Here is a 490-nt window from a genome sequence, read left to right on the forward strand (position 1 = left end):
ACGGTAGACCCATCTGTCGGCCTTGCGGATGAGATCGACCGCAACAACATCGCCGGGAGCTTTGGTGCGGACAACGTCCAGTATATTGGCAAGGCCCTTGATTTCGCCGCGTTCGTACAAATCCCGCGCCCGGTCATGGTCGCCGTCATCGTCCTCGTCGGCACGGGCAGCGAGAGGCATGGCCAAGACAAGTCCCGCGAGAACCAGCACCGCCAAACGCTTCCATTGTCTTTTCATCGGCAAGGCATGTCGCACGTTGCAGCTTTCAATTTGCTGTCAGTTATCCTCAGCCCACAGCAAGCAAGGGGACCATATCAGGGCATCATCGCGTCCAATCATGGCCGCGCCAAGAAGGATACGAGACCATGCGCAATTCCATGCTTGTCCTTGCAGCACTTGCAAGCCTCACGATCTTCGCGCTGCCGGCGGCCGCTGAATCGGACGAAGGATCATGTGGGGCGTCATCGTCTGTTGTCCCATCCGGTCCGAT

General features: G+C 58.4%; 1 pseudogene. It reads right to left on the reverse strand.

Features of this window, described 5'->3' with window-relative positions:
* Positions 1–180, reverse strand: a pseudogene (locus EN807_RS32525) (hypothetical protein); the annotation flags it as partial.
* Between the last annotated feature and the right edge of the window lie 310 nt (positions 181–490).

It is taken from the genome of Mesorhizobium sp. M5C.F.Ca.ET.164.01.1.1 (assembly GCF_004792125.1).
GTDB classification, from domain to species: Bacteria; Pseudomonadota; Alphaproteobacteria; order Rhizobiales; family Rhizobiaceae; genus Mesorhizobium; species Mesorhizobium wenxiniae.